The sequence below is a fragment of the Pseudomonas sp. TE3552 genome (assembly GCF_056278945.1).
The window spans coordinates 869,347-896,127 of record NZ_JBWBQJ010000001.1 but is presented as its reverse complement, the minus strand read 5'-3'; the positions used below and the strand labels follow the sequence as shown (position 1 = coordinate 896,127).

Annotated in this window: 25 protein-coding genes; 11 read left to right on the top strand and 14 right to left on the bottom strand. The window is 59.3% G+C overall.

Going from position 1 to position 26,781, the window contains the following annotated elements:
• Nucleotides 1-16 precede the first annotated feature (16 nt).
• Nucleotides 17-2,962: an HD domain-containing phosphohydrolase gene (locus tag ACZ9BB_RS03920; protein WP_476212622.1), complete on the top strand. Its 2,946-nt coding sequence runs from the start codon at nucleotides 17-19 to the stop codon at nucleotides 2,960-2,962.
• Here the strand turns inward: ACZ9BB_RS03920 and ACZ9BB_RS03915 are convergent, their stop codons facing one another.
• Both ACZ9BB_RS03915 and ACZ9BB_RS03910 read right to left on the bottom strand, forming a co-directional pair.
• On the bottom strand, nucleotides 2,963-3,445 hold the full coding sequence (locus tag ACZ9BB_RS03915; protein ID WP_476212621.1) for a GAF domain-containing protein: 483 nt from the start codon (nucleotides 3,443-3,445) through the stop codon (nucleotides 2,963-2,965). It lies immediately after the preceding gene.
• Nucleotides 3,442-4,332 carry an ATP-binding protein gene (locus tag ACZ9BB_RS03910; protein WP_476212620.1) on the bottom strand — a complete coding sequence of 297 codons (891 nt, stop codon included), beginning with the start codon at nucleotides 4,330-4,332 and terminating at the stop codon, nucleotides 3,442-3,444. The genes ACZ9BB_RS03915 and ACZ9BB_RS03910 overlap by 4 nt, the downstream gene beginning before the upstream one ends.
• A gap of 166 nt (nucleotides 4,333-4,498) precedes the next feature.
• Between ACZ9BB_RS03910 and ACZ9BB_RS03905 the strand changes: the two genes are divergently transcribed.
• Nucleotides 4,499-6,820, top strand: a complete 2,322-nt coding sequence (locus tag ACZ9BB_RS03905) for a hybrid sensor histidine kinase/response regulator (protein ID WP_476212619.1) — start codon at nucleotides 4,499-4,501, stop codon at nucleotides 6,818-6,820.
• Here the strand turns inward: ACZ9BB_RS03905 and ACZ9BB_RS03900 are convergent.
• From ACZ9BB_RS03900 to msrB, 3 genes are all read right to left on the bottom strand, one after another.
• Nucleotides 6,804-7,265, bottom strand: a complete 462-nt coding sequence (locus ACZ9BB_RS03900; RefSeq protein WP_476212618.1) for a MarR family winged helix-turn-helix transcriptional regulator — start codon at nucleotides 7,263-7,265, stop codon at nucleotides 6,804-6,806. The genes ACZ9BB_RS03905 and ACZ9BB_RS03900 overlap by 17 nt on opposite strands.
• Nucleotides 7,262-7,747, bottom strand: coding sequence for a glutathione peroxidase (locus tag ACZ9BB_RS03895; protein ID WP_008075665.1), 486 nt, complete (start codon nucleotides 7,745-7,747; stop codon nucleotides 7,262-7,264). The genes ACZ9BB_RS03900 and ACZ9BB_RS03895 overlap by 4 nt, the downstream gene beginning before the upstream one ends.
• A gap of 186 nt (nucleotides 7,748-7,933) precedes the next feature.
• Nucleotides 7,934-8,329, bottom strand: a complete 396-nt coding sequence (gene msrB, locus ACZ9BB_RS03890) for a peptide-methionine (R)-S-oxide reductase MsrB (protein WP_476212617.1) — start codon at nucleotides 8,327-8,329, stop codon at nucleotides 7,934-7,936.
• Nucleotides 8,330-8,555: 226 nt separating this feature from the next.
• Here msrB and ACZ9BB_RS03885 point away from each other — a divergent pair, with 226 nt between their 5' ends.
• Both ACZ9BB_RS03885 and htpX read left to right on the top strand, forming a co-directional pair.
• Nucleotides 8,556-9,767: a pyridoxal phosphate-dependent aminotransferase gene (locus tag ACZ9BB_RS03885; protein ID WP_007940017.1), complete on the top strand. Its 1,212-nt coding sequence runs from the start codon at nucleotides 8,556-8,558 to the stop codon at nucleotides 9,765-9,767.
• Between the two features lie 316 nt (nucleotides 9,768-10,083).
• Nucleotides 10,084-10,974 carry a protease HtpX gene (htpX, locus tag ACZ9BB_RS03880; protein ID WP_476212616.1) on the top strand — a complete coding sequence of 297 codons (891 nt, stop codon included), beginning with the start codon at nucleotides 10,084-10,086 and terminating at the stop codon, nucleotides 10,972-10,974.
• Between the two features lie 115 nt (nucleotides 10,975-11,089).
• Here htpX and ACZ9BB_RS03875 read toward each other — a convergent pair whose 3' ends face one another.
• Nucleotides 11,090-11,743: a thiopurine S-methyltransferase gene (locus tag ACZ9BB_RS03875; RefSeq protein ID WP_476212615.1), complete on the bottom strand. Its 654-nt coding sequence runs from the start codon at nucleotides 11,741-11,743 to the stop codon at nucleotides 11,090-11,092.
• A 103-nt stretch (nucleotides 11,744-11,846) separates the two neighbouring features.
• On the opposite strand from ACZ9BB_RS03875, the gene ACZ9BB_RS03870 reads away from it, so the two are divergent.
• Entirely contained in the window at nucleotides 11,847-12,614 is a 768-nt protein-coding gene (locus ACZ9BB_RS03870; RefSeq protein ID WP_476212614.1) for a DODA-type extradiol aromatic ring-opening family dioxygenase, read from the top strand.
• Nucleotides 12,615-12,736: 122 nt separating this feature from the next.
• Here ACZ9BB_RS03870 and ACZ9BB_RS03865 read toward each other — a convergent pair whose 3' ends face one another.
• Nucleotides 12,737-14,410, bottom strand: coding sequence for a DEAD/DEAH box helicase (locus ACZ9BB_RS03865; protein ID WP_476212613.1), 1,674 nt, complete (start codon nucleotides 14,408-14,410; stop codon nucleotides 12,737-12,739).
• Nucleotides 14,411-14,842: 432 nt separating this feature from the next.
• On the opposite strand from ACZ9BB_RS03865, the gene ACZ9BB_RS03860 reads away from it, so the two are divergent.
• Nucleotides 14,843-15,634 carry a crotonase/enoyl-CoA hydratase family protein gene (locus ACZ9BB_RS03860; protein WP_476212612.1) on the top strand — a complete coding sequence of 264 codons (792 nt, stop codon included), beginning with the start codon at nucleotides 14,843-14,845 and terminating at the stop codon, nucleotides 15,632-15,634.
• A 158-nt stretch (nucleotides 15,635-15,792) separates the two neighbouring features.
• Here ACZ9BB_RS03860 and ACZ9BB_RS03855 read toward each other — a convergent pair whose 3' ends face one another.
• Nucleotides 15,793-16,548 (bottom strand): spermidine synthase, encoded by a 756-nt coding sequence (locus ACZ9BB_RS03855; protein WP_476212611.1) that lies wholly within the window; start codon nucleotides 16,546-16,548, stop codon nucleotides 15,793-15,795.
• Nucleotides 16,549-16,696: 148 nt separating this feature from the next.
• Here ACZ9BB_RS03855 and ACZ9BB_RS03850 point away from each other — a divergent pair, with 148 nt between their 5' ends.
• Nucleotides 16,697-18,043, top strand: coding sequence for a class II 3-deoxy-7-phosphoheptulonate synthase (locus tag ACZ9BB_RS03850; RefSeq protein ID WP_007899909.1), 1,347 nt, complete (start codon nucleotides 16,697-16,699; stop codon nucleotides 18,041-18,043).
• 84 nt (nucleotides 18,044-18,127) lie between these two features.
• Here the strand turns inward: ACZ9BB_RS03850 and ACZ9BB_RS03845 are convergent, their stop codons facing one another.
• The 3 genes from ACZ9BB_RS03845 to ACZ9BB_RS03835 form a co-directional block, all read right to left on the bottom strand.
• Nucleotides 18,128-19,075, bottom strand: a complete 948-nt coding sequence (locus tag ACZ9BB_RS03845) for an IS110 family transposase (protein WP_476212610.1) — start codon at nucleotides 19,073-19,075, stop codon at nucleotides 18,128-18,130.
• A gap of 231 nt (nucleotides 19,076-19,306) precedes the next feature.
• A complete protein-coding gene (locus ACZ9BB_RS03840; RefSeq protein WP_476212609.1) occupies nucleotides 19,307-20,536 on the bottom strand; it encodes a winged helix-turn-helix domain-containing protein in 1,230 nt (409 codons plus the stop codon).
• A 64-nt stretch (nucleotides 20,537-20,600) separates the two neighbouring features.
• Nucleotides 20,601-20,816, bottom strand: a complete 216-nt coding sequence (locus ACZ9BB_RS03835; protein WP_476212608.1) for a DUF1127 domain-containing protein — start codon at nucleotides 20,814-20,816, stop codon at nucleotides 20,601-20,603.
• A gap of 96 nt (nucleotides 20,817-20,912) precedes the next feature.
• Here ACZ9BB_RS03835 and ACZ9BB_RS03830 point away from each other — a divergent pair, with 96 nt between their 5' ends.
• Nucleotides 20,913-21,767: a LysR family transcriptional regulator gene (locus ACZ9BB_RS03830; RefSeq protein WP_476212607.1), complete on the top strand. Its 855-nt coding sequence runs from the start codon at nucleotides 20,913-20,915 to the stop codon at nucleotides 21,765-21,767.
• Here the strand turns inward: ACZ9BB_RS03830 and ACZ9BB_RS03825 are convergent.
• Nucleotides 21,757-22,506 (bottom strand): sulfite exporter TauE/SafE family protein, encoded by a 750-nt coding sequence (locus ACZ9BB_RS03825; RefSeq protein ID WP_476212606.1) that lies wholly within the window; start codon nucleotides 22,504-22,506, stop codon nucleotides 21,757-21,759. The genes ACZ9BB_RS03830 and ACZ9BB_RS03825 overlap by 11 nt on opposite strands.
• Before the next feature lie 110 nt (nucleotides 22,507-22,616).
• On the opposite strand from ACZ9BB_RS03825, the gene ACZ9BB_RS03820 reads away from it, so the two are divergent.
• The 3 genes from ACZ9BB_RS03820 (at nucleotide 22,617) to ACZ9BB_RS03810 (ending at nucleotide 24,874) form a co-directional block, all read left to right on the top strand.
• The gene (locus tag ACZ9BB_RS03820; protein ID WP_476212605.1) at nucleotides 22,617-23,573 is read left to right on the top strand and encodes a LysR family transcriptional regulator; all 957 of its coding nucleotides are present in this window, start codon (nucleotides 22,617-22,619) and stop codon (nucleotides 23,571-23,573) included.
• Between the two features lie 69 nt (nucleotides 23,574-23,642).
• Complete coding sequence (locus ACZ9BB_RS03815) at nucleotides 23,643-24,104, top strand: MarR family winged helix-turn-helix transcriptional regulator (RefSeq protein WP_476218189.1); 462 nt, start codon at nucleotides 23,643-23,645, stop codon at nucleotides 24,102-24,104.
• A 350-nt stretch (nucleotides 24,105-24,454) separates the two neighbouring features.
• The gene (locus ACZ9BB_RS03810; protein WP_047295466.1) at nucleotides 24,455-24,874 is read left to right on the top strand and encodes an organic hydroperoxide resistance protein; all 420 of its coding nucleotides are present in this window, start codon (nucleotides 24,455-24,457) and stop codon (nucleotides 24,872-24,874) included.
• Nucleotides 24,875-24,997: 123 nt separating this feature from the next.
• Here the strand turns inward: ACZ9BB_RS03810 and ACZ9BB_RS03805 are convergent, their stop codons facing one another.
• Nucleotides 24,998-25,567, bottom strand: a complete 570-nt coding sequence (locus ACZ9BB_RS03805; RefSeq protein WP_007899917.1) for an elongation factor P — start codon at nucleotides 25,565-25,567, stop codon at nucleotides 24,998-25,000.
• A 48-nt stretch (nucleotides 25,568-25,615) separates the two neighbouring features.
• Nucleotides 25,616-26,773 carry an elongation factor P maturation arginine rhamnosyltransferase EarP gene (earP, locus tag ACZ9BB_RS03800; RefSeq protein ID WP_476212604.1) on the bottom strand — a complete coding sequence of 386 codons (1,158 nt, stop codon included), beginning with the start codon at nucleotides 26,771-26,773 and terminating at the stop codon, nucleotides 25,616-25,618.
• Nucleotides 26,774-26,781: the final 8 nt, after the last annotated feature.

Here is a 26,781-nt window from a genome sequence, read left to right as displayed (position 1 = left end):
ATCATGGAGAAACAGCATGCCCAACCCACTGCGCCCGGATCAACGCCGGTTTCCCCTGCACATCCATATCAGCGTGATGTTCACCTTCCTGCTGTTGCTGACCGGGGTGGTGCTGGGCATATTCAACTATCGGCAAACCACCCAGATCATTCTTGCCAGCAGCGAAAAGCTCTTCAACCGCATCGAGCAAGATGTCCGTCTGGATCTGCAGCGCACCTATGAGCCGATTCGTCATCTGTTGAGCCTGCTGGCGGACTATCCGGCGACCCGCGCGCCCGACCTTGAGCAGCGCCTGGCGTTGCTCAAGCCCTTCAGCCAATCGCTCAAGGACAACCCGGATCTGGCCTCGTTGTACCTGGGCTATGGCAATGGCGACTTTTTCATGGTTCGTCCACTGCGAACCGTCGCCCTGAAAAAGCTGGTCGAGGCACCGGATACGGCGGCGTATCAGGTCTGGAGCATCGAGCACCCAGGCAATGGCCAGGTCCGCTCCCAATCATTGTTTTTCGATCAGAACCTGAACCTCATCAGCCGTCAGGACAATCCCGACGAAACCTACGATCCCCGTACCCGCACCTGGTTCTCCAGCGCCCGTAGCGACGTCGATCAGATCACCACCGAACCTTATCTTTTTTTCTCCACCCATAACGTCGGTACCACCCTGGCCCGGCGCAGTGGCGAGCATGCGGTGATGGGGGCCGACCTCACCCTGGCGGAACTGTCGGCGACCCTGGCCAAACATGCAGTGACCCCCAGTACCGAAATTGTGCTGTTCGATGCCCAGGGTAATGCCATCGCCTACCCCGACAGCAGCAAACTGATCGTCGACGACCAGACGGCCCGCCTGATCAAAGCCGCCGACCTGAGCCCCAGCCTCGCGGCCCTGCTCACAAGTCCCCCGCAGGCCAAGCGCCTGAACACCGCCGGCCGTCAATGGATCATGGCGCGCAACAGCATGCAGGAGGGTGGCCCGCAGGGGCTGCAACTGGCGCTCCTGGTGCCGGAGGATGAATTGCTCGTCGACGCCTACCGCATGCGCTGGCAAGGCGCGTTGATTACCCTGGCCACGCTGCTGATGTGCCTGCCGATGGGTTGGCTGACCTCCAGAGTCCTGGTCAAACCCTTGCGCGCCCTGGTGCAAGAAGCTGATGCGATTCGCAGTTTCGATTTCAATTTTCCGGTCAGCCGTCGTTCGCCGGTGCTTGAAGTCGACCAATTGAGCGTGTCGATGGCGCGCATGAAAGACACTCTGGCGAGTTTTTTCCAGATCACCGACAGCCTGAGCGCCGAGACCCGCTTCGCCCCTTTGTTGCAACGGGTGTTGTTTGAAACCGTGAAGATCGGCCAGGCCCAGGCCGGTCTGCTCTACCTGCGTGAAAATGATGACGACCGCGTGGAGCCGCATGCACTGGTCATCAATGGCAACCCACAGGCATTACCGTCATTCGACATTCAAGGACACGCACCTCAGGATCCGCAGAGCCCTCAATGGATGCAGAAACTGGCAAATGCCGACAATGTCGTCACCAACCTGGGTTTCGAACAGGCGGGCGACCTGCAGAAGGTTTTGCTTGCGCTGGAGTGCCCCCGGGTCCATCTGATCGGTATCCGCCTGCACAATCGCCATAACGAAACCGTCGGCCTGCTGATCCTGTTGCTGGCCGACAGCGGCGCACAAAGCGACCTGGAAAAACTTCGCCCCGATCGCATCGCGTTTCTCCAGGCGGTTTCCGGTGCGGCCGCCGTGAGTATTGAGAGTCAACGTCTGCAAGCCAAACAAAAACAGCTGCTGGACTCGTTCATTCAACTGCTGGCCGGCGCAATCGATGCCAAGAGCCCCTATACCGGCGCTCACTGTCAGCGGGTGCCGGAACTGACCCTGATGCTGGCGCAGGCCGCCGCGGCCAGTCAGGACCCGGCCTTCAGCAACTATCAGCCCACCGAAGATGAGTGGGAAGCCCTGCACATCGCCGCCTGGCTGCATGACTGCGGCAAGGTCACCACCCCGGAATACGTGGTCGACAAAGCCACGAAGCTTGAAACCCTGTACGACCGCATCCACGAAATCCGTACCCGTTTCGAAGTCCTCAAGCGTGACGCCTGGGTCAGCTATTGGCAGGCCATCGCGATGGGGGGTGACGAGCAATCTCTGGCGCAATTACGCGATGCGAGCCTGGCGGCGCTGGATGATGATTTCGCGTTTGTGGCCCACTGCAACCTGGGCAGCGAGACCATGGCCGAAACCGATCTGCAACGGCTCAATACCATCGCCCAACGCACCTGGACCCGAACCCTGGATGATCGGCTTGGGGTTTCGTGGGAAGAAAACCGTCGCCAGGCCCGCACCCCGGCACCGACCCTGCCGGTCAGCGAACCGCTGTTGGCGGATAAACCCGAGCACCTGCTCGAGCGCGCCGAAAGCGAACTGATTCCGGCCGACAATCCCTGGGGGTTCAAGCTCGACGTACCGCGCTACAAGTACAACCGGGGCGAGCTCTACAACCTGAGCATCACCCGAGGCACCCTGACCCGCGAGGAGCGTTACATCATCAATCACCACATGGTGCAGACGATCCTGATGCTCAGTCACCTGCCCTTCCCCGGCCATCTCAATAACATCGCGGAGATCGCCGGCGGCCACCACGAAAAAATGGACGGAACCGGTTATCCCAAACGATTGAAGCGCGAAGACATGAGCCTGCCGGCGCGGATGATGGCGATTGCCGATATTTTCGAAGCGCTGACGGCCGCCGATCGACCCTACAAGAAAGCCAAGCCCTTGAGCGAAGCCCTGAGCATCATGGCCACCATGTGCCGTGACGCCCATATCGACGCGCAATTGTTCGGGCTGTTCATCAACGACGAAATCTACTTGCAGTACGCCAGCCGATTCCTCGAGCCACAACAGATCGATGCGGTCGATCCTTCAAGCCTGCTGATCAAGGCCGGCTTGAAGACCTGATCAGCAGTCGGTCAGACGCAGGAAAATCGCCGCCAGTTGTTCGATACCGGCCTGATCGTCAGCGGTAAAACGCGCCAGTTTCGGGCTGTCGAGGTCCAGTACGCCGATCAGTCGACCGTCCTTGACCAGCGGCACCACCAACTCGCTGTTCGACGCACTGTCGCAGGCGATATGCCCGGGGAACGCATGTACGTCTTCAACCCGTTGAGTCTGCAAGGTGGCCGCCGCCGCCCCGCACACACCGCGACCGAACGGAATCCGTACACAGGCGATCTGCCCCTGAAACGGGCCAAGCACCAGTTCTTCGTTGCGATTAAGGTAGAAACCGGCCCAGTTCAGGTCTTCGAGCTGGTTGAAAAGAAACGCCGAAAATTGTGCGGCATTGGCGATAAAATCACGCTCGTCCGCCAGCAACGATTCCAGCTGCGCCCACAGCATGCCGTAGCCCTCAAGGCCCTGGCCGCTTTTTTGCAGATCGATCATGCCTTGTACTCCAACAGCTTCAGCCCGACCCAATAGCGGGCAAATTGATAGGCGCAACGTCCGTTGCGATTGCCCCGACCCGTGGCCCAGCGCACTGCGAGGATGTCCAATTCTTCGTCACGCTGCCATTCAAGGCCGGCCTTGTCGGCCAATTGACCGATCCAGTGTTCGACAACGTTAAGGAAATGCTCCTGAGTAAACGGATAGAACGACAGCCACAGGCCAAAACGGTCCGACAGCGCGATCTTGTCTTCCACCGCCTCACTAGGATGGAGTTCGCCATCGACCCTTTTCCAGTTCTCGTTATCGCTTTCCTTTTCCGGCACCAGATGGCGACGGTTGGAGGTGGCGTACAGCAGAACGTTGTCCGGCGCCTGTTCGAGAGAACCATCGAGCACGCTCTTGAGCACGCGATAATCGCCCTCGCCCGACTCGAACGACAGGTCATCGCAGAACAGCACGAAACGCTGGGGCAGCTTGGCAATTTGCTCGACCACGCGCGGCAAGTCCGCCAGGTGATCGCGCTCGATCTCGATCAGCCGCAGGCCGCTCTTGGCGTGTTCAGCCAGCAAGGCGCGCACCAGCGACGATTTTCCCGTGCCCCGCGAGCCCCAGAGCAAGGCGTGGTTGGCCGGCATGCCATCGAGGAACTGCCGGGTGTTGCGGCCCAGTTGTTCCAGTTGCCGGTCAACGCCGATCAGGTCGGACAGACGCATGTCCAGGCTGACTTGCAGGGGCAGCAGAAAACCGCTGCGCCCTTCCCGTTGCCAGCGGGCGGCCAGGCAGTGCGTCCAGTCGATGGCTTGCCGAGGGGCGGGCAACAGCGGCTCGATACGGGCCAGAACGGCATCGGCGCGTTCAAGAAAAGCATTCAATCGGGAATCCACGTCTTCTCCTCGGGCACATTCACAGTGATGATGGCGATACAGCGACGAAACACAGCATCCGATGCCCGGCCCATACCCCATACAGGTGTTTTGCGAGAACATCGGTATCCATTGATGATCGACTATGCTTGAGCAGCGAAGGGAAACGGAAGTGGTTCAACATCCAATGGATATCAAGTTCAGCCAGCGGCTGTCGTACAAGCAAGCACGGCTTACGGTGCTGGTCGGTTTCATTCTGGGCACGCTGCTCAGTCTGCTGCAAATAGGCATCGATTATGCCAGCGAAGACGCCTCCATCAACCGCGAAATACTGTCCTTGATGGAAATCAGCCATAACCCGGCATCGCGCATCGCCTATAACATCGACGCCGAACTCGCCCAGGAGCTGACCCTGGGCCTGTTGCGCTCCCCTGCAATCATCGGCGCGCAATTGACCGACAACAACAATACCGTGCTGGCCAGCGTCAAACGCCCGGGCCTGGAAAACAGTTACCGGATGATCAGCGACTTCCTGTTCGGCGCCAACCGACAGTTCGAAGACCGCCTCTACCTCGACCACTTGCCGGAAGAATCCCTCGGGACCTTGCACCTGGAAGTCGATACCTACACCTTCGGCAGCCGTTTCCTGCGTCGAGCTGAAGTGACTCTGCTCAACGGCTTTGCGCGCAGCCTGATTCTCACGGGCATTTTGCTGGCGCTGTTTTACGTGATGCTGACCAAGCCGCTGGTACGGGTCATCCGCGAACTCAGTGGCCGTGATCCGCGCGCCGCGGAACCGACGTGGCTGGAGTATCCGACGGGGCATGAAAACGATGAAATCGGGGTCTTGGTCAAGGTCGCCAATCAGCAGTTCGAAAATATCGCCACCGAAATCCAGCAACGGCGCAATGCCGAAAACCGCCTGACCGACTACCTCTCGCAACTGGAAAACATCGTTTCGGCCCGCACCGCGGAACTCAAGGCCATCAACTCCCGGCTCAGCCAATCCAACGAGGAGCTGGAAGTCGCCCGCCGCACCGCCCTGGACATGGCCGAAGCGCGCTCGGTGTTCCTGGCCAACATGAGCCATGAGATCCGTACGCCCCTCAACGGCTTGCTGGGGATGATCGCGCTCTCGCTGGACGGCCCGCTCAATGCCGAACAGCAACAACAACTGTCCATCGCCCATGACTCGGGCAAAGTGCTGGTGGAACTGCTCAACGATATTCTCGACCTGTCGAAATTCGACGCCGGCCAGCTCGAACTCGAACACATTCCATTCGACCTCGGCTCGCTGATCGAAGACACCGCCAACCTGCTGTCCCAGAACGCCGCGCCGAGTGTCGAACTGACGTGCCTGATCGACCCGCGATTTCCCGCACTGGTACTCGGCGATCCCACCCGGGTCCGGCAGATCGTCAGCAATCTGTTGTCCAACGCCCTCAAATTCACCCGCTTCGGGCGAGTCGATGTGCGTCTTTCGACGTTCGAAGACGGCGTGCGAATCGAAGTCTGCGACACCGGCATCGGCATCGCCCAGGACGCGCAGGTCAAAATCTTCCAGCCATTCACCCAGGCCGGTGCCGGCATTACCCGGCAATTCGGCGGTACCGGACTGGGCCTGGCGCTGACCTATAACCTCTGCGAAGCCATGCAAGGGCGTCTGACGATCAGCTCGGAAACGGGCTTTGGCAGTCAGTTCTGCGCCGACCTGCCGCTGCCCTGCCACACCCAGGCCATCGCTCCGGCGCCGCTGCAAGGCAACATCATCGCGATCACCGCCGCCAGCAGCGGTCTGGCGGAGCTGTTGAACAGTCTGTTGCCCGACTGGGGGCTCGATTATCAGCAGCGTTCCATCGATGACCGGTTGATCGGCCTGGAACCTGATGTGTTGATCACCGACTGCCCCGAATGCCTGTTTGGCCTGCGCCCAACCTTCACCGCGCCAATTTTGCTGGTGACCGCTTACGGCAGTTTCCTGCCCGGCGAGCAAGCCAACGCCCTGGCGCCGTTGCAGCAACAGGCGCGGCCTTTGGCCCGCAACGCGCTTTACCAGGCATTGCGGCGGATCCTGCAGCCAGAAATCAACACAATCAACGGAGCCCGGATCGAAGCCCTCTCACCCCAGCGACGCGGACGCATCCTGTTGGTGGAAGACAACCCGGTCAATCAGCTGGTGGCCAAGGGAATGCTCGGAAAACTCGGTTGCGAGGTGATCATCGCGGCCCACGGCGCCGAGGCTCTGGATCAGCTTGAGCAAAGCGAATTCGATCTGGTCCTGATGGACTGCAACATGCCGGTAATGGACGGCTATGAAGCCAGTCGGCAAATCCGTCGCAGCGGACGCTGGCCTCAACTGCCCATCGTCGCCCTGACTGCCAATGCCATGTCCGAAGAACGCGAACGCTGCCGCGCAGCAGGCATGAGCGACTACCTGGCCAAACCCTTCCGCCGCGAAGAACTGGCGGCCCTGCTCGATTTGTGGATACCCACTACGACAGCGATTTGATTTGCCCCAACAGGTGGTCGAGGCCATTGCGCAGATCACTCAGGCGATCCAGATCGACGCCGCTATCGCACAACAGACGGGCCTTGAGCGGCCCGACCTGATCGCGCAAGGCCTTGCCGGTGGGCGACAGGCTCAGGTGCACCTCGCGCTCATCGCGTGCCGAACGTTGCCGCTGCACTAGCTGTAGTTGCTCAAGACGCTTGAGCAGCGGCGTCAGGGTCCCGGAATCCAGCGCCAGGCGCTCACCCAGGGCCTTGACCGTCGGCTGCTCCGGCGCCGCCTCCTGCCATTCCCACAACACCAGCATCACCAGATATTGCGGGTAGGTCAGGCCTAACTGATCGAGCATCGGCTTGTAGGCTCGGATCACCGCCCGAGAGGCGGCGTACAGCTTGAAGCAGAGCTGGCTGTCGAGCTTCAGCGAATCGACTGACAACGTGTTCATTTGAGCAGGGCTTCGATCTCGCGGCTCAGGTCCTGCGGCTTGGTCGCCGGAGCAAAGCGCTTGACCAACTTGCCATCCTTGCCGATCAGGAACTTGGTGAAGTTCCACTTGATGCCCTGGGATCCCAGCACGCCCGGCGCGCGTTTTTTCAACTGAACGAACAGTGGATGGGCGCCGGCACCATTGACTTCGATCTTCTTGAACAGCGGGAAGCTCACCCCGTAATTCAATTCGCAGAACTCGGAAATCGCCCCCTCGTTGCCTGGTTCCTGCTTACCGAACTGATTGCAGGGAAAACCGAGTACCACCAGGCCTTGATCTTTATAGGTTTGCCAGAGTTCTTCGAGGCCTTTGTACTGCGGGGTGAAACCGCATTTGCTGGCGGTGTTGACCACCAGCACCGCTTTGCCGGCGAAATCGGCCAGGGTCTTTTGCTCGCCCTTGATGGTGGTGCAAGGGATGCTCAGCAGGTTATCGCTCATGGCACGAACTCCAATGATGGAAGAGAAACCAAACATAGCGAGCAATTGAATTGTGTGCAATTTAAAATATTGAACGCCGTCCACCTGTAGGAGCGAAGCTTGCTCGCGAAAGCGCCGGGCCAGTCAACATCAGTGTTGAATGCCAAGACGCCTTCGCGAGCAAGCTTCGCTCCTACGGGGCTCGCATTATTCGCGGGGAACGAGGTCCAGGCACACCGAGTTGATGCAATAACGCAGGCCAGTGGGCGGCGGTCCGTCCGGGAACACATGTCCGAGATGCGCATCGCATTTGGCGCAGACCACTTCGGTGCGGATCATGCCGTGGCTGATGTCACGGATCTCGACCATGGCGCTGTCGCCGATCGGCGCGTAGAAGCTCGGCCAGCCGCAACCGGAATCGAATTTGGTCTTGGAGTCAAACAGCGGCGCGTTGCAGCAGATGCAGTGGTAAACACCGTCGGTTTTGGTGCCGTTGTATTTGCCGGAGAATGGCCGCTCGGTGCCCTTGAGGCGGCAAACGTTGTACTGCTCCGGATCAAGCATGGCCCGCCATTCTTCCAGGGTTTTCTGCAATTTTTCCATCGTTACACCTCAGCAGCTGAAAAAGCCCGATCTGTATCTTTTCCACGGATCGGGCGGCACGTATGATTGCGCCTCGTCAAACGCCAGTCTGGCAGCCAGACCACGTGCATTCAAACGGATTTATGAATGCCGCCACTCAAGGCGTCAGGCCTGTGTGAATACGCAGGATTCCCAGTACGGTCGTTCACACGCCGCCTGGATCGTTCATTTTCGGGAACACATCGCCATGCAGGTCAGCAAATCGAACAAGCTCGCCAACGTCTGCTACGACATTCGCGGCCCAGTGCTCAAGCACGCCAAACGCCTGGAAGAGGAAGGCCATCGCATCCTCAAGCTGAACATCGGCAACCCGGCGCCCTTTGGTTTCGAAGCGCCGGATGAAATCCTTCAGGACGTGATCCGCAACCTGCCGACCGCCCAGGGCTACAGCGACTCCAAAGGCCTGTTCAGCGCCCGTAAAGCCGTGATGCAGTACTACCAGCAAAAGCAGGTGGAAGGCGTCGGCATTGAAGACATCTACTTGGGCAATGGCGTTTCCGAGTTGATCGTGATGTCGATGCAGGCCCTGCTCAACAACGGCGACGAAGTGCTGGTGCCGGCCCCCGACTATCCGTTGTGGACTGCCGCAGTGAGCCTGGCGGGCGGCAACCCGGTGCATTACCTGTGTGATGAACAGGCCAACTGGTGGCCTGACCTGGCCGACATCAAGGCCAAGATCACCCCGAACACCAAGGCCCTGGTGATCATCAACCCGAACAACCCGACCGGCGCGGTGTATTCGAAAGAAGTCCTGCTGGGCATGTTGGAACTGGCCCGTCAGCACAATCTGGTGGTGTTCTCCGACGAGATCTACGACAAGATCCTGTACGACGATGCCGTGCACATCTGCACCGCCTCGCTGGCACCGGACCTGCTGTGCCTGACCTTCAACGGCCTGTCCAAGTCCTATCGCGTGGCCGGTTTCCGCTCCGGCTGGATCGCCATTTCCGGCCCGAAACACCATGCCCAGAGCTACATCGAAGGCATCGACATGCTGGCCAACATGCGCCTTTGTGCCAACGTACCGAGCCAGCATGCAATCCAGACCGCCCTCGGTGGCTATCAGAGCATCAACGACCTGGTATTGCCCCAAGGGCGTCTGCTGGAACAGCGCAATCGTACCTGGGAATTGCTCAACGACATTCCGGGGGTGAGCTGCGTCAAGCCGATGGGGGCGTTGTATGCGTTCCCACGGATCGACCCGAAAGTCTGCCCGATTCACAACGACGAGAAATTCGTGCTCGACCTGCTGCTCTCGGAGAAGCTACTGGTGGTACAAGGCACGGCTTTCAACTGGCCATGGCCGGACCACTTCCGCGTGGTCACCCTGCCACGGGTCGACGACCTGGATCAGGCCATTGGCCGGATCGGCAACTTCCTCAAATCCTATCGCCAATAAGCGGTCTGTCACCGTGCGACGCTAGCTGAAGTCGCACGGTGATTAATTCAGCAACATATCTTTGCACCCTGCCGCACATTCTTCCTGCAAGCGCCGTCTGGCGACTTGTCCTGTGCCCGCGTCTAGCAAAGACGGGGCCTGCGAGATTAATCGGCTGACAAACACTCCCCATGCCGACGTCGGAAATGTCCTTCATGCAGCTAAACTGTTGCCGTAGGACACAGTTTGAAATAGTCACCCGGTTGAATAGCCCGGTGCAGCACCTTATATACCCCGCAGTACGCTACATCTTTAGCACGAGGAGATTTCTACAACCATGATGCGCATCCTGCTGTTTTTGGCCACTAACCTGGCGGTCGTGCTGATTGCCAGCATCACCCTGAGCCTTTTCGGCTTCAACGGGTTCATGGCGGCCAATGGGGTTGATCTCAACCTCAATCAGCTGCTGATTTTCTGTGCGGTCTTTGGTTTCGCCGGTTCCCTGTTCTCGCTGTTCATCTCCAAGTGGATGGCGAAAATGAGTACCAGCACCCAGATCATCAGCCAGCCGCGCACCCGGCACGAACAATGGCTGCTGCAAACCGTCGAGCAACTGTCCCGCGAAGCCGGGATCAAGATGCCCGAAGTCGGGATTTTCCCGGCCTATGAAGCCAACGCCTTCGCCACCGGCTGGAACAAGAACGATGCACTGGTCGCGGTCAGCCAGGGCTTGCTCGAGCGTTTCTCGCCGGATGAAGTGAAAGCCGTTCTGGCCCACGAAATCGGCCACGTGGCCAATGGCGACATGGTCACCCTGGCGTTGATCCAGGGCGTGGTGAACACCTTCGTGATGTTCTTCGCCCGGATCATCGGCAACTTTGTCGACAAGGTGATCTTCAAGAACGAAGAAGGCCAAGGCATCGCCTACTACGTGGCGACCATCTTCGCCGAACTGGTTCTGGGCATTCTGGCCAGCGCCATCGTCATGTGGTTCTCGCGCAAGCGTGAATTCCGTGCCGACGAGGCCGGCGCAAGCCTGGCGGGTACCAGCGCAATGATCGGCGCCCTGCAGCGTCTGCGTGCCGAACAAGGGCTGCCGGTGCACATGCCGGACACCCTGAATGCCTTCGGCATCAACGGTGGTCTCAAACAAGGGTTCGCCCGTATGTTCATGAGCCACCCACCGCTGGAAGAGCGCATCGACGCACTGCGTCGTCGGGGCCAATAAACTCCGCACTAAAAGAAAAGGCCCGCAGCGCGATGCGGGCCTTTTTTATGTCTGCTTGATTGATAGGGTGTTCTCAATGACCCCTTCGCGGGCCGACACAAACAACACAAATCTATCAGCTGGAAATCCGATACACCCGCTCCTCAAGCCGAGTGACACCGGCCTCGAGAAACTTCCAGCTCTCGCCCAGTACATCCTGGTCTTCCAGGATCTTCAGCTCCCACGAAGCGCCCAGCAACCGTTGCACTTCGTCGTCAAGCACCGCAAACGGCGGCCCGTCCATCTGCGCCTGGTCGTAATCCAGGGTAATCAACAGCCCCAGAGAATCCTTCGGCAGAATGCGAATCAAATGAGCCGCGTATTGTTCACGCATCGCCGGCGGCAGGGCAATCAACGCCGCGCGGTCGTACAGTGCACTGCAATCGGCGACATCGCCTGCCGTCAACTCAAAGAAATCGCCACACCACAACTCGATTGAACCTGCGCGGTAGACCTTGAACGGCCCCTGCTCACTGACATCCGGGTCAAATTGATGCTCACTGAAGAAATCCTCCACGGCCTTTTCCGACAGCTCAATCCCCAAGACCTCATGACCTTGGTGCGCCAGCCACAACAGATCCAGGCTTTTCCCACACAGCGGCACCAGCACGCGAGCGCCCTCTTCCAGGCTCAACGCAGGCCAAAACCGTTGCAGATAGGGATTCACTTCCGGCAGATGAAAGCCGATCTGATTCGACGCCCATCGTTTGTGCCAAAACTCCGGCTGCATAATTAACCCCGAAAAATTCGATCAAAAGACCCTAAAACTTATATTAGATTTAGATCAATGATCTGACTGAAGATGGTGCCATCTTACTCTCAGGAGCTCATTTATGTTCCCCAGCCTGTATATCTCCCATGGCTCCCCCATGCTGGCCCTGGAACCCGGCACCAGCGGACCGGCCCTCGCGCGTCTGGCCGCAGCTTTGCCGAAACCCAAGGCCATTGTGATCGTTTCCGCGCACTGGGAAAGCAGCGAACTATTGGTCGGCGGCAACCCCCAGCCTGAAACCTGGCACGACTTCGGCGGTTTTCCGAAAGCCTTGTTCGAGGTGCAGTACCCGGCCCCCGGCAATCCACAACTGGCGGCGGAGGTTGCCGAGCTGTTGAAGGCCGATGGCCTGCCTGCGCGCATCGACACCCAGCGCCCCTTCGACCATGGCGTTTGGGTGCCCTTGTCGTTGATGTATCCCCAGGCTGACATCCCGGTGGTGCAGGTCTCGTTACCCACCCGTGGCGGCCCTGCCCTGCAAACCCGCGTCGGCCATGCCTTGGCCAGCCTGCGCGAACATGGCGTGCTGTTGATTGGCTCCGGCAGCATCACCCACAACCTGCGCGAACTGGACTGGCACGCCGGCCCGGAAAGTGTCGAACCATGGGCCAAGGCATTTCGCGACTGGATGATCGAGAAGCTCGAAGCGAACGACGAAGCCGCGTTGCACGACTATCGTCAGCAAGCGCCGAACGCTGTGCGTAACCACCCCAGTGATGAGCATTTGCTGCCGCTGTACTTTGCCCGCGCGGCCGGGGGTGAGTTCAGCATTGCCCATCAGGGTTTCACCATGGGTGCGCTGGGGATGGATATTTATCGCTTTGGCTGACAGGTAGACCGAGTCGCGATAGGGGCGCCTGCGCTCAAACGCCGGACACAAAACAGCAGACAAAAAAAATCCCCGAACCAGTCGGGGATTTTTTATGTGCGATCAATCAGCCCGAGAGCGGATCAATCTTCGCGATAGCGACGCAGCTTCAACTGCTTACCGGCAACACGAGTGTCCTTCAGTTTGGTCAGCAGTCGCTCCAGACCATCTTCCGGCAGCTCGACGAGGCTGAAGCTGTCACGCACCTGGATGCGACCGATAGCTTCACGCGCAAGACCACCTTCGTTGAGGATGGCGCCCAGCAGGTTCTTGGCAGCGATACCATCACGCGCACCCAGCGCGGTACGGCAACGAGCACGACCTTCGGCCAGCGGGATCGGAGCACGACGCTCGCGGTCACCACGATCCGGACGATCACCGGAACGCTCTGGACGATCGCCACGCGGTGCATTGTTCGGCACCAGTGGACGTTCTTTCTCGATCGCGGCCAGGGTCAGCGCCTGAGCGTTGGTTGCCTTGCGCAGCAGAGCAGCGGCCAGGGCACGCGGGCTGCAACCGATATCGGCGGTCAGACGATCCAGCAGATCACCGTGGGTCGATTCGGCATCAGCGACCAGCGGCGACAGGCTGTTGGTCAGTTTCTTGATGCGGGCATCGAGAACGGCCTGAGCGTCCGGCAGGCGAACTTCGGCAACTTTCTGACCGGTGACACGCTCGATCACTTGCAGCATGCGGCGCTCACGAGGAGTCACCAGCAACAGCGCGCGACCTTCGCGACCGGCACGGCCGGTACGGCCGATACGGTGAACGTAGGATTCCGGGTCGTACGGCATATCAACGTTGAACACGTGAGTGATACGCGGAACGTCCAGGCCACGAGCCGCGACGTCGGTCGCCACAACGATGTCCAGACGGCCATCCTTGAGGGAGTCGATCACGCGCTCACGCTGGTTCTGGGCAATGTCACCGTTCAGCGCAGCGGCTTTGTAGCCTTTGGCTTCCAGGGCACTGGCCAGGTCCAGGGTCGCTTGCTTGGTGCGCACGAACATGATCAGGGCGTCGAAATCTTCCACTTCCAGCAAGCTGAGAACGGCAGAGGTCTTCTGGTCAGCGTGAACCAACAGGTGAGCCTGTTCGATCGCGGTAACGGTCTGAGTCTTGCTCTGGATCTTCACGTGCTTCGGATCGCGCAGGTGGCGCTCAGCGATGGCACGGATCGATTGCGGCAGGGTGGCCGAGAACAATACGGTCTGACGGGTTTCCGGCATGGCCTTGAAGATAACTTCCAGGTCGTCCATGAAGCCCAGTTTGAGCATTTCGTCCGCTTCATCCAGAACCAGGTGGTTCACGGTAGCCAGGACTTTTTCGTCGCGACGCAGGTGGTCGCACAGACGACCCGGAGTGGCGACAACGATCTGTGCGCCATTACGGATTGCTTTCAATTGTGGGCCCATCGGCGCGCCGCCGTAGACAGCCACAACAGTTACGCCCGGCATTTGCTTGGCGTAGGTTTCGAAAGCGGTTGCAACTTGTAGCGCCAACTCACGAGTTGGGGCCAGGATCAGAGCTTGCGGCTCGCGCTTGGACGGATCAATGCGGTGCAGGATAGGCAGGGCAAAGGCAGCGGTTTTACCGGTACCGGTTTGCGCCTGGCCAATCATATCGTGACCGGCGAGAATGATCGGGATCGACTGCTGCTGAATGGCCGAAGGCTCTTCATAGCCGGTAGCGACTACTGCAGCGACAATATTAGGGTGAAGTTCAAGAGCGGCGAAGCCGCCGATTTCCTGGGTCATGGGTCTGCCTCTAAGTGCATCCGCAAAGACCCATGCTCCAAAGCTGCACATGCCGTGTTGAGACTCAAGAGTCGCCCTGGCAGCTTTGTCGGCGGGGATTTGCGAAAACGAATGAATGAAAAGAATCGTCAAGGAAGAGTCCGCTGGGCGGACGTGCAGCCGAAGCTGGCTTCGGGGAATTGCGCTACCTAAACGCGGCCCGGTTAAAGGCCGGCGCGCACTATACCGGAATTTGCCCAAAAAGGGAGCTTTTTTTATCGGAAAAAACCCGCCTATACCGTTGTGTCACAGGCTTTGCGGATAATTGTGCGACAGTCTATTTTCCAAAGGCCCGGCCCTGCTGGCGATGGCGCTAAAACGGTTCACCCTTATGATGCAGACCAGCGGCCTCACATATTCCTTCCCGCCCCTTCCCGCCCGAGGAAATGTTCCATGAATCAGCCCAGCTCCAGTCGTGTAACCCGTGAACGGCACGGTCATGTCCTGATGATTGGCCTGGATCGGGTGGCCAAGCGCAATGCCTTCGACCTCGGCCTGCTCAACGAACTCAGCCTGGCCTATGGCGAGTTCGAGGCCGACAGTGAAGCGCGGGTGGCGGTGGTGTTTGGCCATGGTGAGCATTTTACTGCCGGGCTCGATCTGGTCAGCGCCGGCGCAGCCCTGGCCGAAGGCTGGCAGGCACCGCCCGGTGGCTGCGATCCATGGGGCGTGCTCGCCGGCCCCAGGGTGAGCAAACCGGTGATTGTCGCGGCGCAGGGCTACTGCCTGACCGTTGGCATCGAGCTGATGCTGGCCGCCGACATCAACCTGTGCGCCAGCAATACCCGTTTCGCCCAGAAGGAAGTGCAGCGCGGGATTTTCCCGTTCGGCGGTGCCACCTTGCGCCTGCACCAGGTCGCGGGTTGGGGCAATGCCATGCGCTGGCTGCTCACCGGTGATGAATTCGACGCTCATGACGCCTTGCATCTGGGCTTGGTGCAGGAAGTCATGGCCAGTGAGGACTTACTGCCACGGGCGATTGAATTGGCGCAGCGGATTGCCCGGCAGGCGCCACTGGGAGTCCAGGCAACGTTGATGTCTGCCCGGCAGGCGCGCTATGAAGGTGAAACCGCGGCGGCTCAGGCCTTGCCGGCGCTAGTGAAGACATTGCTGAATAGCGAAGATGCCAAGGAGGGCGTGCGGTCGATGATCGAGAAGCGGCCGGGCGTTTTTAAAGGCTGCTGACATTCAACCTGTGGCGAGGGGGCTTGCCCCCGTTGGGTTGCGCAGCAACCCCAAAACCATTCAATTCGGGTGTATCAGGCACACCGCAATTGCTGGTTTTACGACGGCTTCGCCGCCGAACGGGGGCAAGCCCCCTCGCCACAGGTGACCTCATTGCTTCATGTCGCCGGCCGAATCACCTTGATCAACGACTGCAACGAATACCCCAAGCGTGGCGCCAGGTCTTCGGCACGTGCGATCAGCCCGTCCATGTCCAGTTCCTGATCCAGCTCCGATGGCACGATCAGAATCACGTTGCCCTCCTTCACCGGCAGTTCCCAGTAATGCCGGTGATAGAGGCCGCGCAACAATGCCGCGCCCAACGGTTTGCCATCGTCGGTGGCCCACTGGTTGATCACCAGCCAGCCACCCGGATTCAGCCGTTTCTGACAGTCTTCCAGAAAACTCCAGGCCAGATGCCCGACACCCGGCCCGACATCGGTATACAGGTCGACGAAAATCAGATCGGCCGGTTCAGCCGTTTCGAGTAGCTCCAAGGCATCGCCGACGCGGATGTACAGCCGCGGATCATCATCCAGCCCCAAATACTCAATGGCCAGGCGCGGCACGTCGGGACGCAGCTCGATGGCTTCGACATCGTCCAGTGGCAGGAACTTCAGGCAAGCCTGGGTCAGTGTCCCGGCGCCAAGGCCGAGGAACAGCGCGCTTTCCGGCTGCTCGTGGCACAGCGCACCAATCAGCATCGCGCGGGTGTAATCGTACTCAAGCCAGCTAGGGTCGGCGGTGAACACGCAGCTCTGCTCGATGGCGTCACCGAACTCCAGGAAACGGTAATCAGCCACTTCCAGCACACGAATCACGCCGAACTCATCCTGTACCTCGGCGAGCAGATGCTCGACGCGCTCCTCAGTCATTTCGTCTCCTGATCGTTACCGGCCCCGGCAACACGATAAACCGCAACATAAAGCGGCAAAGGCGCGATTGTCTGCGAAGCGACGGGAACAGGTCACGCACTAATTGCTGATAACATAACCGTCCGAGCGTAAAACACTAGAGAATGCGATGAGCCAACCCTGGAGCCCTGACAGCTGGCGCGCCCTGCCGATCCAGCAACAACCTCAATACCCCGACGCGGCGCATTTGCTGCACGTCGAGCAAACCCTGGCGAGCTATCCGCCGCTGGTGTTTGCTGGTGAAGCGCGGGAGTTGCGCCGTCAGTTTGCCGAAGTCACCCAGGGCCGGGCGTTTCTGTTGCAGGGCGGCGACTGCGCCGAAAGCTTCGCCGAATTCTCCGCGGCGAAAATTCGCGACACCTTTAAAGTGCTGCTGCAAATGGCGATCGTCATGACCTTCGCCGCCGGTTGCCCGGTGGTCAAAGTCGGACGCATGGCCGGTCAGTTCGCCAAACCCCGTTCGGCCAACGATGAAACCATCAACGGCGTGACGCTGCCGGCCTACCGTGGCGACATCGTCAACGGCATCGGGTTCGACGAAAAAAGCCGCGTGCCGGACCCGGATCGCCTGCTGCAGTCTTATCACCAGTCCACCGCGACCCTGAACCTGCTGCGTGCCTTTGCCCAAGGCGGCTTTGCCGACCTGCATCAGGTGCACAAATGGAACCTGGACTTCATCGCCAACTCGGCGCTGGCCGAGAAGTACAGTCACCTGGCTGACCGCATCGATGAAACCCTGGCCTTCATGCGTGCCTGCGGCATGGACAGCTCGCCGCAACTGCGTGAAACCAGTTTCTTCACCGCCCACGAAGCGCTGCTGCTGAATTACGAAGAAGCCTTCGTGCGTCGCGACAGCCTGACCAACGACTACTACGACTGCTCGGCCCACATGCTGTGGATCGGCGACCGTACCCGTCAGCTCGACGGTGCCCATGTCGAATTCCTGCGCGGGGTGCACAACCCGATCGGGGTGAAGGTCGGCCCGAGCATGAACCCTGAAGACCTGATTCGCCTGATCGATGTGCTCAACCCGGACAACGACCCGGGCCGCCTGAACCTGATTGCCCGGATGGGCGCGAACAAGGTCGGCGATCACCTGCCGCAACTGATTCGCGCGGTGCAGCGCGAAGGCAAGCAGGTGCTTTGGAGCTCCGACCCGATGCACGGCAACACCATCAAGGCCAGCAGCGGCTACAAGACCCGCGACTTTGCGCAGATCCTTGGCGAGGTGAAACAGTTCTTCCAGGTTCACGAAGCGGAAGGCAGTTATGCCGGCGGCATCCACATCGAAATGACCGGGCAGAACGTCACCGAATGCATCGGCGGCGCGCGGCCGATTACCGAGGATGGCTTGTCGGATCGTTACCACACCCATTGCGACCCGCGGATGAATGCCGATCAGTCGCTGGAACTGGCGTTTTTGATTGCCGAGACCCTGAAGCAGGTTCGGCGTTAAACCGCACTGAACCCATCGCGAGCAGGCTCGCTCCCACAGGATTGCGCTGTACCTGTGGGAGATTCTATGGTTGAGGGGAAGCCCTCAACTGACTTTCGGTTGGTATTCGTCCTGCCCCTTTAGCAGAGCGAATACCACCCGAGCGAGCTTTCGAGCCAGCATCACCAATGCTTGAGTCGTGCTGAAACCCCGAGCTCTTTGTTCTTGATAAAAATCTTTCCAGGCCTCGGTGCGACTCGCCGACATTGCCGCATTGTGCAGCAGCCGCCGAGCTTCCGGGTCACCGCGCTTGGTCAAACTGCGGCGGCCATCTTTTTGCCCCGATTTTGATACCCGCAAATCCATTCCCAGAAAGGCGATAAAAGCATCCGCGTTTCTGAAGTCACCCCTCTGAAACGCCGTGATCAAACGCGCTCCTGTCAAAAAACCAATGCCTTCCACTTTCAGGCAGCGTTTTAACTGGCCCAGCAAACCGGCTTCTTTGAGCTGATCGTTGATCGTCTTCTCGATCAGCATCTCAAGCTGTTGCATGGACTTCACTTGTTCGGCAAAAGCGGTCTTGAGCAGCGGCTCATTGGCCCAGCTTTGCACCAGGCCGACCCTTGCCTGGACCAACGCCGCCCGGCGGCGGAAAAGACCCAGAAGCTGGCGGTATAGCGGGGATGGCGGGGTCCATGGGTGAAGCTCTTCATGTTCATTTTTCAGATACCGAGCAAGCAGCTTGGCATCCAGTGCATCAGTTTTGGCGCGGACCTTCACACCTTCGCGGTAATGCTTGAGTTCATAGCCGCCCACCATGTAAATCACGCATCCGGCCTCGTAGGCCAGATCGGCGAACTCCAAGTGGTAGATATTGGTGGCTTCGACGGCAATGGCCACCGTACTCGGCAAGGCCTTCAACCACTTCTTGATGGCTGTTTTGTTGTTGGGAATCTCTTCAAGCAGGCTCAGTTCGGCGTGATAAATCACCAACTCATTCTTGGCGACATCCACGCCCACGATCGGCTTTGAAGCAGAAACCGGCATTGCCATAGGATTTCCTCCGGGATATGGTTTTAAGCACTTGAAGGGCTCACCCAGGGGCGCAGGCTTGTTCCTATCGTCGGTCTAGGCCAGATGCATTCTTTATCGGCGCTTGGGTGAAAGGAGGAGGGGCGAACTCTCCCACGGTCTGTACTGCGTCAACAGTCAGAATCGAGCCTTGTCCCTTCTCCTCCCTTCAAGTCCTACCATACAAGCGAGCCTGCTCGCGATGGCGTCAGCTCAAACACCACTGAATTGAGCCAATGCCACCCGCAACCGCGCCGCGCTCGCCCGCGGGCAATTCAACTGAATTTGCGCCAGCCCCAACCAATCGGCCATCTGCCGCAGGTTGACCGCCAACGCCAGCATCCCTGCCTCGTCCAGCCCTGGTTCTTCCTCGTGCACGGCATGCACCGCCAACCGGCCCAACGCCCGTTCGGCTCGCAAGTCGACTCGCGCAGCAATCCGCTCATGGTGCAAAAACGGCAGCACGTAATAGCCATAGACCCGCTTGTGCTGCGGCGTATAAATTTCCAGCCGATAACGGAAATCGAACAATCGCTCGGTCCGGCTGCGCTCCCAGATCATCGAATCGAACGGTGAAAGCAGTGCACTGGCCTGGACCTTGCGCGGTACTGTCGGCGATCGCAGGCAATAGGCCGGTTGCCGCCAGCCTTCAACCTCACACACCAGCAGATCACCCTCCTCGACCAGCTCCGCCAGACGCGGCCGGCTGTCTGCCGGGCTCAAGCGAAAATAATCCCGCAGATCCTTTTCCGTGCCGATACCCAACGCCGTGGCGGCATGCAGCAACAGACCGCGCTGGGCCTCGGCCTCACTGAGCAAGGGTTGCTGGAGAATCGCCGAAGGAATCACCCGCTCCGGCAAATCATAAAGCCGTTCGAACCCGCGACGGCCGGCCACGGTCACTTCACCGGCGGCGAACAACCATTCCAGTGCATGCTTTTCGGCGCTCCAGTCCCACCACGGCCCTGCCCGCTCCTGACGGGTCGACAGGCTACCGGCCCCCAGCGCACCGAGTTCCTGGACCGATGCCAGCACGCGGCGAATCGTGTCCTGCTGCTCATGACCGAAACGCGCCAATTGCTGGTAGATGTCTTCGCCGCGGGCTGCGCGCTGCATGCGCCAGCGCATCAAGGGGTACATCGACAACGGCAATAACGACGCTTCGTGGCCCCAATACTCGAACAACGTGCGTCGACGGCCCTGACTCCAGGCAGCCTGATCGAGCAAGTCGGGTGAGTAGTTGCCAAGACGGGAAAACAAGGGAAGGTAGTGCGAACGCACCAACGCATTGACCGAATCGATCTGCAGAATGCCCAGGCGCTCGATCAGTCGGTTGAGCTGAACCGGTTTGATCGCCGCCGGCAGCTGGCGCCCGTTGAACCCTTGGGCAGCCAGCGCCAGACGCCGAGCCTGTTTGAGGGAAAAAGACAGTGTGGCGGGCATGAGCATCTCCTTGTCTGCTCGCAACCTACCTCACCCGAAAGCGGTTTGTGTAGCGATGGCATCATCATTTATGCATCGGATCATCCCAGAACGGTCTTACCGTCTCATGCTCCACATCCGCACGGCTCACGCCGATATCCTTGAGTGCTTCGTCGCTCAAACTCGCCAGCAATTCACGTTCACGGTGAAGTTCGTACCAGCGACTAAACTTGTGCAGCAGATCGGATACCGCGTGGATTGAGAATTTTTGTTCCGTTACATGCTCGTTGTGACCTTTCATCGTGTTGCCCTCCTTTAGGGATGGATCCAGTCTCGCTCCAGCGCTAAGATCAATCCAACGAATGTTTCTGATGGAATGCATCTCGGAGATTGATGAATGTCGGCATACCCCAGTATCGACACCGATGTACTGCGCACCTTCGTCGCGATCGCTGATCAGGGCGGCTTTACCCGCGCCGGCGAAATGGTCAACCGCACCCAGTCGGCGGTGAGCATGCAGATGAAGCGTTTGGAAGAGGACGTGTTGCAGCGCCAGCTGTTCGAACGCGACGGGCGCCAGGTCAAGCTGACCGCCGAAGGCCAGGTGTTGCTGGGCTATGCGCGGCGCATCCTCAAACTCCACAGCGAAGTCTTCAATACCCTGCGCGAGCCCCACATGGTCGGCACGGTGCGCATCGGCACGCCCGACGATTACGTGATGCGCTTTCTGCCGGGTATCCTGTCGCGTTTCGCGAAGTTCTACCCGCTGATCCAGATCGAGGTTCATTGCGAATCGACCCGGCAACTGTTGCAACGCCAGGATCTGGACCTGTCCATCGTCACCCGCGAGCCGGGCAACGAGATCGGCCAGTTGTTGCGCAAGGAGCGTTTTGTCTGGGCCGAAGCTCAATGCTTCAACGCCCACGAGCAGACGCCGCTACCGCTGGCGATGTTCAACAGTGATTGTTTCTGCCGTGTCTGGGCGTGCAATGCCCTGGACGCCATGGGCCGCGATTACCGCATTGCCTACAACAGCTCCAGCCTGTCGGCGTTGATGGCCGTGGTCAGCGCAGGGCTTGCGATCACCGCGCAACTGGAAAGCCTGATCACGCCGGACATGCGCATCCTCGGCGCCGACCAGGACCTTCCCCTGTTGCCGGAAGCCAGCATCATGCTGATCCGCAACCTGAACAACCCTTCGCCGATCACCGAATGCCTGGCCGAGCACATCGTCGAAGGTTTCAAACTTTAAACGCGAGCATCACCGCACAAACCACCAGAAAACCACAGAACAGCCCGCGCAGAAGCCGTTCCGGCAATGCGTGGGCAATTCTCACGCCCCAACTGATGCTCATCAATCCACCGACCGCCAACGGCACACCGATCGCCCAATGCACCTGATCATGCATCGCATAAGTCGCCAGGGTGACGCCCGTACTCGGCAAGGCCAGCGCCAGCGCCAACCCTTGGGCCACCACTTGAGTGGTACCGAACAGGCTGGTCAACACCGGCGTTGCCACCACCGCCCCGCCCACTCCAAACAGTCCGCCCATCGTCCCGGAAGCCGCGCCGAGCACACCCAGCCACGGCCAGGAATAGCGCATCTGCGAAGAGGCCGGTGCGTTGGTGGTGAACATTCGCATCAGGTTGTAGGCCGACAGGGCGATCAGGAAGGCGACGAATCCCACGCGCATGGTTTGCGCATCGATGCCCACCGCCCAGATCGAACCGATCCAGGCGAAGCAGAACCCCATCGAGGCCAGAGGCAGCGCATGATGTAACTCGATGCGATTGCGCTGGTGATAGCGCCACAGCGCCAGCATCACGTTCGGCACCACCATCACCAATGCCGTGCCTTGGGCGATCTGCTGATCGAGACCGAACCACACGCCCAGCAACGGAATCGCGACCAACCCGCCACCAATGCCGAAGAGCCCGCCGAGCGTTCCCAGGGCGGCGCCAAAAAACAGATACATCACGAACTCGATCACGGGCGATTTTCCTTCTGTCAGGCCGTTCATCCTACGCAGTCAGCTCTGGCGGGGAAACGCACAGCAACGCACAATGGCTGTGCCAATTTCGCACAAGCGCCGACAAAACCATGAACCCCAATCAGTTGACCGAACAACTTGGTCTATTTCTGGATGTGCTGGAAAGTGGCAGTTTTTCCGCCGCGTCCCGCCGCCATCCCTTGACGCCATCGGCGGTGGCGCGACGTATCGACAGCCTGGAAAGCGCCGTCGGCAGCCAGTTGTTCATTCGCAGCACCCACGCGGTGCGCGCGACCCCGGCCGGTCTGGCCTTCGCCGAACGCGCGCGGCGGATCGTCGCGGAACTGCGCCTGGCCCGGGCAGAAGCGGTGTCCCTGAGCAATGCGCCGGAAGGCTTGATTCGGGTCGATGCACCGGCAGCATTCGGACGCCGACACCTGGCACCGGCGATTGCCGACTTCCTGACGCTTTACCCCGGCCTTGATGTGCAATTGCACCTGATCGACAGCTTTGTCGACATGCAGGGCTCGAATCTGGGCAAGGTCGATCTGGTATTGCGGGCCGGGCAAATGGCCGATACCCGGCTGGTGGCGACGCCGCTGGCGAGCATGGTGCGCATCGCCTGCGCCAGCCCCGATTATCTGCAACGCCGTGGCGTGCCCACCGACCCTGCGCAGTTGATCGACCATGATGGTCTCGACTGGGAGGGCCTGGCTCCGCCGTTCGCCTGGCGCTTCGAACGGGATGGGCAGATGCATTTGCACCGGCCAGCGCGAATCCGCATGAGCGCCAACAATGCCGAGGCACTGGTCTGCGGTGCATTGGCCGGGTTGGGCATCGCGCATTTGCCGACCTGGCTGGCCAGCGAATATTTATTACGCGGCGAACTGCTGCCGCTGTTCTGCGAAAACGGTCTGCCAAAACCGGAAAGCACCGGCATTTATGCGTTGCGCCTGGAGCAGCAACCCAGTTCGCGCAGCCGCTTGTTGCTTGAGTACCTGAAGACCCGTTTCAGCCCCATCCCGCCGTGGGATCTGGCGCTGCAAACCAACCTGGACCGCCACTAGTCCAGAATTATCTGGCGCATTAAAGATTCGCCCGCTAGATTCATGACGATCACTGATCAAGGCTTTGAAATGAACACCGAGCGCAACACCCCGGACAACTGCGACAACCTGCTGCTGGACAATCAGGTCTGCTTCGCCCTGCATTCCACCTCGCTGATGATGACCAAGGTCTACAAGCCGCTGCTGCAAGCGCTGGGCCTGACCTATCCGCAGTACCTGGCGATGATGGTGTTATGGGAAAAGGATGGGTTGACGGTCGGCGAAATAAGCACCCGACTGCTGACCGATCCCGGCTCCCTCACCCCGCTGCTCAAGCGCCTGGAAGCCGAAGGCCTGCTGAGCCGTACCCGCAGCCGTGAAGACGAACGGGTGGTGATTGTCGAACTCACCGAGCAAGGTCGTGCGCTGCGAGACCAGGCGCGGGGCATTCCACAGTGCATCCTCGGCGCCAGCGGACAAACGCTGGAACAGTTGAAGAAGCTGCAAGCGGATCTTCAAGCGCTGCGCAGCCATCTGCAAGACAGCCTCTGACCTCCAAAACACCACAAATCCCCTATGGGAGCGAGCCTGCTCGCGATGACGGCGTGACATTCAGCATTGATGTTGACAGACACATTGCTATCGCGAGCAGGCTCGCTCCCACATTTGTTTTGGGGCGTCCTTTCCACGCTCGTTCGCCTTCCTCCTCAAAAAAATTCTCCGCTGAATAACCGCCTCGACAGCTCTAACTCAGCACTTCTAACTGCATACGCTCAATCGGGATCATTTTTTTCAGAAAATTTATCTTGCGCACTAAATATTAGCGAGCTACATTCAGGTCGCACTTACTTAGCGCGCAAACATTTAGCGCAAACAATCAAACTCCGAATGAGGCTCACACCATGCAAACTCTCTACACCGCAATCGCAACCTCCACCGGCGGCCGTGACGGTCGTGCGATCTCCAGCGACAACGTGCTCGATGTAAAACTCGCTACTCCCAAAGAACTCGGTGGTGCCGGCGGCGCAGCGACCAACCCTGAACAACTGTTCGCAGCCGGCTATTCCGCCTGCTTCATCGGTGCACTGAAATTCGTCGCCAGCCAGACCAAACGCAAAATCCCGGACGACGCATCGATCACCGCCCATGTCGGCATCGGCCAGATCCCTGGCGGTTTCGGTCTGGACATCGACCTGCACATCAATCTGCCGGGCCTTGAACAAGCCGACGCGCAAAGCCTGGTCGAAGCCGCCCACCAGGTTTGCCCGTACTCCAACGCCACCCGTGGCAACGTCGATGTGCGCCTGCACGTTACCGTCTAATCGCTGAAAGTGTTCGCGGTGCGTTCGGCCATGCTGCAGACCTGAAATAACACCGCTCCTACAAGCAGCAGGCACAAAAAAGCCCGACTCAATGGTCGGGCTTTTTCATTCCTCAAGCGGTGCTTATTTAGCACGGCCTTTGTAGGAACCGCCTTCGCGGGTATCGATCTCGATCATGTCGCCGATTTCGATGAAGTCAGCAACCGACAGCTCGGTACCGTTCTTCAGTTTGGCAGGCTTCATCACCTTGCCGGAAGTGTCACCGCGAGCGGAACCTTCGGTGTAGTCAACCTGACGCACGATGGTGGTCGGCAGTTCTACGGAAACCAGACGCTCTTCGAAGAAGATCGCTTCGCAAACATCGGTCATGCCTTCTTCAACGAAAGGCAGAACGGCTTCGATGTCTTCAGCGTTCAGTTCGTACATGGTGTAGTCGGTGGTGTCCATGAACGTGTAGGAGTCGCCGCTGATGAAGGACAGGGTCGCTTCTTTACGGTCGAGGATTACGTCGTCCAGTTTGTCGTCGGCGCTGTAAACGATCTCGGTCTTGTAACCGGTCAGCAGGTTTTTCAGCTTGGTCTTCATGATCGCGCTGTTACGGCCCGACTTGGTGAATTCAGCTTTCTGAACCAGCCAAGGATCGTTTTCGAGACGGATAACCATCCCGGGTTTCAGTTCTTTACCAGTTTTCATTGCGAATATCCGAATTTGGATGGGATTTACAAAAATCTAGGCCGCGTATCATATCCAATTTAGGTAAAACTGTACCAGCGCTGCGGCAAGATCTGCCTGCAAGGCTTGTTCCAGACACCATGTCTCGGCATGTTTTTCCAGTTCAGGCCAGTGTTTGCGGGTTGATTTCCAGTGCCCGGCCATTGTCTCACCCGCATTCCACGCACGCCATAGACCGCTGATCGCCTCGCCGGCAGGCTTGGACAGGCCTTGGGTATACAGGGAGAGGAAGGCGTCGAGCTTGTCCAGATGAATATCTTCGTCCTGCCGATAGATGTGCCAGAGCAGTGGCCGGCCTGCCCATTGGGCGCGGACAAAGGAGTCTTCGCCGCGCACGGCGTTGAAATCGCAGCTCCACAGCAGCAGGTCATATTGATCCTGTCGGACGAACGGCAGAACTTGCACAGTCAAGGCGTCGCGCTCATGCAGCACCCCGGCTGTCAGCCCGTCCACCCCGAGCCAGCGTTCGACGTCGCCGAGAATCCGGCCTTCGGGCACCAGCAAATGAGTAGGCGTCGAATCGCCAGCCATCGCGTCGAGCCAACTGGCCAGCCCAGAATTTTCGTAGGCAAACAGCGAGATCAGCTGCGCATTCGGCGCGCGATCAACCCCCAGGCCTTGCAGGAATTCTCGCTGCGCTTGCGGGCTTTGCTGAAACTGCCGACGCCGCTCGAACAATCCCCTCTCACGCAGCAAGCCACCGGTGCCCTTGCGAAAACCCGGGAAGAAAAAGAACTTCTGCACGTTCTTGAACTTCACCGATGGCAAACCGTGACAACCGACGACCCAGTCTTCGGCGCTCAGATAATCGAGGTTCATCCACAGCGGCGGCTTTTCCCGTTCGGCCATGGCTTCCATATAAACACTCGGCAACTGGCAGGCGAATGCGGCGATCACGACATCGGCGGCTTCGGTGGGTTGCCAGTGCGCTGACCACTGTCGCACCTCGACACCCTGCTGCCACTGCTGCGTGGCGTGGATGTCGATTTCTGGACACAACCGCTCGAAAGCCCGCAGGTCATCGACCCACAAGCGCACCGTCACTGAATGTTCGGCCACCAGTTGGCGGGCCAGGCGCCAGGTCACGCCGATGTCGCCGAAGTTGTCGACCACGGTGCAAAAAATATCCCAGCGCCAGCGGTTTTTCACTTGAGGCATTTCAGGCATTCCAGGCT

Coding starts and splice junctions, on each gene's coding strand:
- ACZ9BB_RS03920 (WP_476212622.1), top strand. CDS start 17: ATGCCCAACCCACTGCGCCCGGATCAACGCCGGTTTCCCCTGCACATC.
- ACZ9BB_RS03915 (WP_476212621.1), bottom strand. CDS start 3,445: ATGATCGATCTGCAAAAAAGCGGCCAGGGCCTTGAGGGCTACGGCATG.
- ACZ9BB_RS03905 (WP_476212619.1), top strand. CDS start 4,499: ATGGATATCAAGTTCAGCCAGCGGCTGTCGTACAAGCAAGCACGGCTT.
- ACZ9BB_RS03900 (WP_476212618.1), bottom strand. CDS start 7,265: ATGAACACGTTGTCAGTCGATTCGCTGAAGCTCGACAGCCAGCTCTGC.
- ACZ9BB_RS03895 (WP_008075665.1), bottom strand. CDS start 7,747: ATGAGCGATAACCTGCTGAGCATCCCTTGCACCACCATCAAGGGCGAG.
- msrB (WP_476212617.1), bottom strand. CDS start 8,329: ATGGAAAAATTGCAGAAAACCCTGGAAGAATGGCGGGCCATGCTTGAT.
- ACZ9BB_RS03885 (WP_007940017.1), top strand. CDS start 8,556: ATGCAGGTCAGCAAATCGAACAAGCTCGCCAACGTCTGCTACGACATT.
- htpX (WP_476212616.1), top strand. CDS start 10,084: ATGATGCGCATCCTGCTGTTTTTGGCCACTAACCTGGCGGTCGTGCTG.
- ACZ9BB_RS03875 (WP_476212615.1), bottom strand. CDS start 11,743: ATGCAGCCGGAGTTTTGGCACAAACGATGGGCGTCGAATCAGATCGGC.
- ACZ9BB_RS03870 (WP_476212614.1), top strand. CDS start 11,847: ATGTTCCCCAGCCTGTATATCTCCCATGGCTCCCCCATGCTGGCCCTG.
- ACZ9BB_RS03865 (WP_476212613.1), bottom strand. CDS start 14,410: ATGACCCAGGAAATCGGCGGCTTCGCCGCTCTTGAACTTCACCCTAAT.
- ACZ9BB_RS03860 (WP_476212612.1), top strand. CDS start 14,843: ATGAATCAGCCCAGCTCCAGTCGTGTAACCCGTGAACGGCACGGTCAT.
- ACZ9BB_RS03855 (WP_476212611.1), bottom strand. CDS start 16,548: ATGACTGAGGAGCGCGTCGAGCATCTGCTCGCCGAGGTACAGGATGAG.
- ACZ9BB_RS03850 (WP_007899909.1), top strand. CDS start 16,697: ATGAGCCAACCCTGGAGCCCTGACAGCTGGCGCGCCCTGCCGATCCAG.
- ACZ9BB_RS03845 (WP_476212610.1), bottom strand. CDS start 19,075: ATGGCAATGCCGGTTTCTGCTTCAAAGCCGATCGTGGGCGTGGATGTC.
- ACZ9BB_RS03840 (WP_476212609.1), bottom strand. CDS start 20,536: ATGCCCGCCACACTGTCTTTTTCCCTCAAACAGGCTCGGCGTCTGGCG.
- ACZ9BB_RS03835 (WP_476212608.1), bottom strand. CDS start 20,816: ATGAAAGGTCACAACGAGCATGTAACGGAACAAAAATTCTCAATCCAC.
- ACZ9BB_RS03830 (WP_476212607.1), top strand. CDS start 20,913: ATGTCGGCATACCCCAGTATCGACACCGATGTACTGCGCACCTTCGTC.
- ACZ9BB_RS03820 (WP_476212605.1), top strand. CDS start 22,617: ATGAACCCCAATCAGTTGACCGAACAACTTGGTCTATTTCTGGATGTG.
- ACZ9BB_RS03815 (WP_476218189.1), top strand. CDS start 23,643: ATGAACACCGAGCGCAACACCCCGGACAACTGCGACAACCTGCTGCTG.
- ACZ9BB_RS03810 (WP_047295466.1), top strand. CDS start 24,455: ATGCAAACTCTCTACACCGCAATCGCAACCTCCACCGGCGGCCGTGAC.
- ACZ9BB_RS03805 (WP_007899917.1), bottom strand. CDS start 25,567: ATGAAAACTGGTAAAGAACTGAAACCCGGGATGGTTATCCGTCTCGAA.
- earP (WP_476212604.1), bottom strand. CDS start 26,773: ATGCCTGAAATGCCTCAAGTGAAAAACCGCTGGCGCTGGGATATTTTT.